The following is a 4,609-nucleotide window of genomic DNA, read 5'->3' as shown; positions in this document are numbered from 1 at the left end:
ATCTTGTATAAATTTCGATTGTACGATTATCCATTTGCATTAATTGAGAAATATTAATTATCTCAACTATTAAATTATCTAATGCCAAGAAATCATCTTTTTGTTCCTGCATTATTTTAATATTTTCCTCATGTCTATTCTTCTCGAGTTGTTCTTCTGCAGTTAAACATCTTTCCCCATTCTTATAATGTTTTTTGAGATAGGCACCATTTCTTTCATACGCAATAAACTCTCCGTCAATAAATCCATTAATTTTAACAAATTGCTCCTTAATAGTTCCTTTACCATTGTCATAATAAATTTTATTAAGACCATTATCAGTGATAACATTTTTGTTTTTCCTAAATAAATCAAATAGACCCATTACTTAAATTGTATAAACTGATTATAAACTAAATTTTTTTATACATATAAAAATAAGGTATTGGCTCTTCACCAATACTATTGGTTACTTTGTTTCTTACACCCCTATTATTAACTATTAATTTCCACGGATTATCTTGATTTAACAGAAATTCTTTCACCCCTGATACACGTGAATCTGCATTAATATAATAATCAGACGAGCCGATTTGTAACAAAATCAATTTTTTATTTTTGTTCATATTCGCTAAATCTCCTATTGTTGGACCAGGGTTTTTATTAGTCCAGCAACCTAAAATATCATATAAATCCTTTTTTTCTCTTATTATAGTTTCTTTATTTATTGGCTTTAGATGCATCCCATTCTCCGTTAAATATTGATTTTCAATTTCTTCAATGCTCATAATTAATAATTGTTAAGTTTTTGAATGTAGTAAAAGTTATAACGAATTACATCTTTTAATATTGCTTTTTATAATCACACTTCTCCCAAATTTAAAAAAAACTATCATATATTCCTTACTTAATTTTTTTTATAAGATAAGCGGACAAAAAAAACACCTTATAAAAGGTGTTTATTTACTGGAAATACAGTCTCTCTATCTAAACTCGCAATATAATGTTCTGTTACAATTGAGTTTGCATGACCTAACATTTCCCCCTGCTGGCGCGAGCATCTTGCTCGTGTCTATTAATTGTCTCGTCCTAAAATAAGTTTACATATTAATACTTAATCCTAAAATAGATTTACAACTCATTTTTAGTCCTATTATTGGTTTACAATAATAGGACTTTTTACATAATAATTCTTCCATAATTTTTCTGTTTTTATATTGTTTTGGTGTACTTGATTTGGAGTTAGATTTCCTATACTCATATGAGGTCTTTCATTATTATATAAATTGACAACAGCTTTCAATAATTCCCTAGCTTCTCCTACGTTATCAACTTGATAATCATTTAGATACTCTTCTTTTATAATACCATTAACTCTTTCTGCAATGGCATTTTCTAATGGATCTCCATTTTCTGTCATACTTATTGCTATATTATTACTTTCTAAAAGTTTTACATATTTATCACTACAATACTGAATTCCTCTATCAGAGTGATGTATTAATTCTAATTCTTTTTTTTCAATTGAAACACCTGATATTGCCATTTTCAAAGCTTCAATTGTTTGTGATGTTTGTAAACTATCTCCTAAATGAAATCCTATAATTTTTCTAGAGTAGGCATCGGTAATAAAACTTATATAAACAAAAAAACTTTTAATCTTCCAATAAGTTATGTCGCTTACCCATAATTGATTAGGAGTATTAGGAACAAACTCTCTTATAAGATTTGGATACCTCTTAAATCTATGGTAGGAATTGGTGGTTATTGTTTGTTTTTTTCTACGTTTAACTAATAAATAATTAGCTGACAAGACATCAAAAAGCCTGTCTCTACCCATTTTTATTTGATGTTCTAGTAGAAATGGTTGTAATAACTCATATAGTTTTCTAACTCCCATATGACGGTGGTTTTTTCTTATTTTTAAAACCTCAGAAACAATTAACTCATCTTCAAAAGCGTAGTGTTCCTGATGCCAAAAGTGTTGATAATATGCTTGTCGTGTTACACCAAGTAATCGGCAAAATTTGCCTAAACCAATCTTAGGATGATGGCTTTTCATCTCCTGAATTACTTGGTATTGGACTTTTTTACAATATTGATTTTAAACTCTTTTTCAGCTATTTCTATCATTCTACGATAGGTTTCGGCTAGAAGACGAGCTTCTTCAAGTTCTTTTTTTAACTGTAATAGAGAATCCGTCTCCTTGGAGACTTGTGTTTTGTCTTTGTTTTCCATACTAGGTAAAACTACAATACTGGGTTGAGAATAATCATATCCAAGCTCTTTCAACCAATAAGTGATTCGAGAATGACCAATATTATACTTGTCTTCAACCTCTCTTCTTGTCAAAGTACCAGTTAAAAAATCATTACAAACAAATCGCTTAAATTCTTCGGAATATTTAGACTGCCATTTTGAGGAATGCTCCTTTAAATATCTTTCCATTTTTTACACTTTTGTGTAAACCTATTTCAGGACAAGACAAATTCAATTTCGGCTACACAAAATTTACAAACTTTGAGCTAACTCAAATGTAATCAAAAATTTTTCCAATAGGCACAAAAAAAACTCCTTAATTTCTTAAGGAGTTTTTATCGGTGGGCGATGAGGGGTTCGAACCCCCGACCCCCTCGGTGTAAACGAGGTGCTCTGAACCAGCTGAGCTAATCGCCCGATTGCAATATGTCAATTTTCATTCCCTTATTGCGAGTGCAAATATACAGCTGTTTTTTGTATTTGCAAGAAAAAATCAAAAAAAATTATAAAATTTCTGCAACTACAAAAGTGCTTCCGCCTACATAGATGAAATCCAAATCTTGGGCATTTTCTTTCGCTTTGGCGTAAGCGGCTGAAACAGAATTATATATTTTTCCGTTGAGGCCAAATGAGCTGGCTTTTTTGTGCAAAATGGCCGCTTCAAGTCCACGAGGAATATTTGGTTTACAAAAATAATATTCTGCGTTTTTTGGAAATAAAGGAAGTACTTCGTCTAAATCTTTGTCATTTACTACGCCTAAAACAAAATGTAAGTGATCAAAAGACTCTTTTTGAATTTGGTTTAGAACAATAGTGAGGCCATGAGTATTGTGCGCGGTGTCGCAAATTATTGTTGGAGATTCACCAAGTTGCTGCCAGCGTCCTTGCAGGCCGGTATTTTTAACGACTTGGGATAATCCTTGCTTCCAATGGTTTTCGTTAGTTTGGAAAGCAGTATGTTGATTTAAAACAGCAAGAGTCTGAATCACGGTTTTCTTATTCTGTACTTGGTAATCGCCAATTAAGTCAGAGGGGTAGGTAGTTGTAATCAAATCAGAAGCAAAGTAGATGTCGCTTTGATTGGCTTTGGCTGTAGCCAAAAAAACAGGCTGGGTTTCGGGAGTATATTCACCAATGACCACTGGAATAGTAGGTTTGATGATGCCTGCTTTTTCGGTTGCAATTGCTGCCAACGTGTTGCCCAAGAACTGCGTGTGGTCTAAACCAATATTCGTAATTACCGAAACCAAAGGCGTAATACTATTAGTGGCGTCCAATCTTCCGCCCATGCCGACTTCAATAATAGCGATGTCTGTTTTTTCTTTGGCAAAATAATCAAAAGCCAATCCAACGGTCATTTCGAAGAAACTCATATCATTGGCTTCAAAAAACGCCTGGTGTTGGTTGACGAAATTACAAACAAAGTCTTCGGAGATCATGGTGCCATTAATTTTGATGCGCTCCCTAAAGTCTTTTAGGTGCGGAGAGGTGTATAAGCCTACTTTATACCCTGCTTCCTGAAGAACAGAGGCCAACATGTGCGAACAAGAACCTTTACCGTTAGTTCCCGCTACATGAATGCATTGCAATTGGTTTTCGGGATGCCCCAAATAATCCATGAGCAAATGAACGTTGGTCAAGTCTTTTTTATATGCCGAAGCGCCTTGAAGTTGGTACATCGGGAGTTGGTTAAAGAGCCAATTTAATGTTTCGGGATAGTTCATTTTTTTTGAAAAAAAGTAATTGTTTAAAATATTTTTCGATTTTTTTAGTTTACTATTGCATCGAAAAGTATCTTTATTGCAAATTTCAAATAAATTTTAGAATTAAAGCTTAAAAACAAGAATAATATATGTTTAGTTTATTACAATTACAGTCTGACACCCTTGCTAATGCTGCCTCTAATGTGGTGGTTGAAAAAATTGCAACCAATAATGAAATCTCAGTTTTGGAGTTTATAGTTAAAGGTGGTTTCTTTTTGATTCCTATTGCTATTTTATTGTTTTATACTATTTATGTAATTATTGAACGGTATTTATATATAAGTAAGGCTTCTACTATTGATAGTCGTTTGATGTTGGATATACGCGATCAATTGCATTCGGGTAATTTGGATTTAGCTAGATCAATTGCAGAAAGAAGTAATTCAGCTTCTGGAAATATAGTGAAAGAAGGTATTTTAGTTATTGGAAGACCCATTGCTGAAATTGAATCGAATATGGACCGTGCAGCGGATATCGAAATTGCACAAATGGAAAGCCGTTTGGGACATTTAGGATTAATTGCTGGTATTGCGCCTACATTAGGATTTATCGGGACTATTTCAGGAGTTATCATGATAACTCCTGAAATAGTCCCGATAAATCCTAAT

The 4,609-nt window shown here is 32.8% G+C and carries 6 protein-coding genes and 1 tRNA gene; 1 reads left to right on the top strand and 6 read right to left on the bottom strand.

Going from position 1 to position 4,609, the window contains the following annotated elements:
• From ACKOWY_RS03825 to ACKOWY_RS03800, 6 genes are all read right to left on the bottom strand, one after another.
• Positions 1-364, bottom strand: a 364-nt coding sequence (locus ACKOWY_RS03825) for a hypothetical protein (protein WP_408940122.1), incomplete at its 3' end; no start/stop codon positions are given.
• Between the two features lie 28 nt (positions 365-392).
• The gene (locus ACKOWY_RS03820) at positions 393-767 is read right to left on the bottom strand and encodes a hypothetical protein (RefSeq protein ID WP_408940121.1); all 375 of its coding nucleotides are present in this window, start codon (positions 765-767) and stop codon (positions 393-395) included.
• Between the two features lie 365 nt (positions 768-1,132).
• The gene (locus ACKOWY_RS03815) at positions 1,133-2,041 is read right to left on the bottom strand and encodes an IS3 family transposase (protein ID WP_408940120.1); all 909 of its coding nucleotides are present in this window, start codon (positions 2,039-2,041) and stop codon (positions 1,133-1,135) included.
• Between the two features lie 8 nt (positions 2,042-2,049).
• Complete coding sequence (locus tag ACKOWY_RS03810; protein WP_408940119.1) at positions 2,050-2,427, bottom strand: hypothetical protein; 378 nt, start codon at positions 2,425-2,427, stop codon at positions 2,050-2,052.
• Between the two features lie 153 nt (positions 2,428-2,580).
• Positions 2,581-2,655, bottom strand: a tRNA-Val gene (locus tag ACKOWY_RS03805).
• Between the two features lie 86 nt (positions 2,656-2,741).
• Positions 2,742-3,962: a bifunctional folylpolyglutamate synthase/dihydrofolate synthase gene (locus tag ACKOWY_RS03800; RefSeq protein WP_408940118.1), complete on the bottom strand. Its 1,221-nt coding sequence runs from the start codon at positions 3,960-3,962 to the stop codon at positions 2,742-2,744.
• A gap of 128 nt (positions 3,963-4,090) precedes the next feature.
• Here ACKOWY_RS03800 and ACKOWY_RS03795 point away from each other — a divergent pair.
• On the top strand, positions 4,091-4,609 hold a 519-nt coding region (locus ACKOWY_RS03795), incomplete at its 3' end, for a MotA/TolQ/ExbB proton channel family protein (protein ID WP_408940117.1).

Origin of the sequence: Flavobacterium sp., from assembly GCF_046073885.1 — a bacterium.
GTDB lineage: Bacteria > Bacteroidota > Bacteroidia > Flavobacteriales > Flavobacteriaceae > Flavobacterium.
The sequence above is the reverse complement of the archived record's forward strand: the minus strand, read 5'-3'. Positions and strand labels throughout refer to the sequence as shown.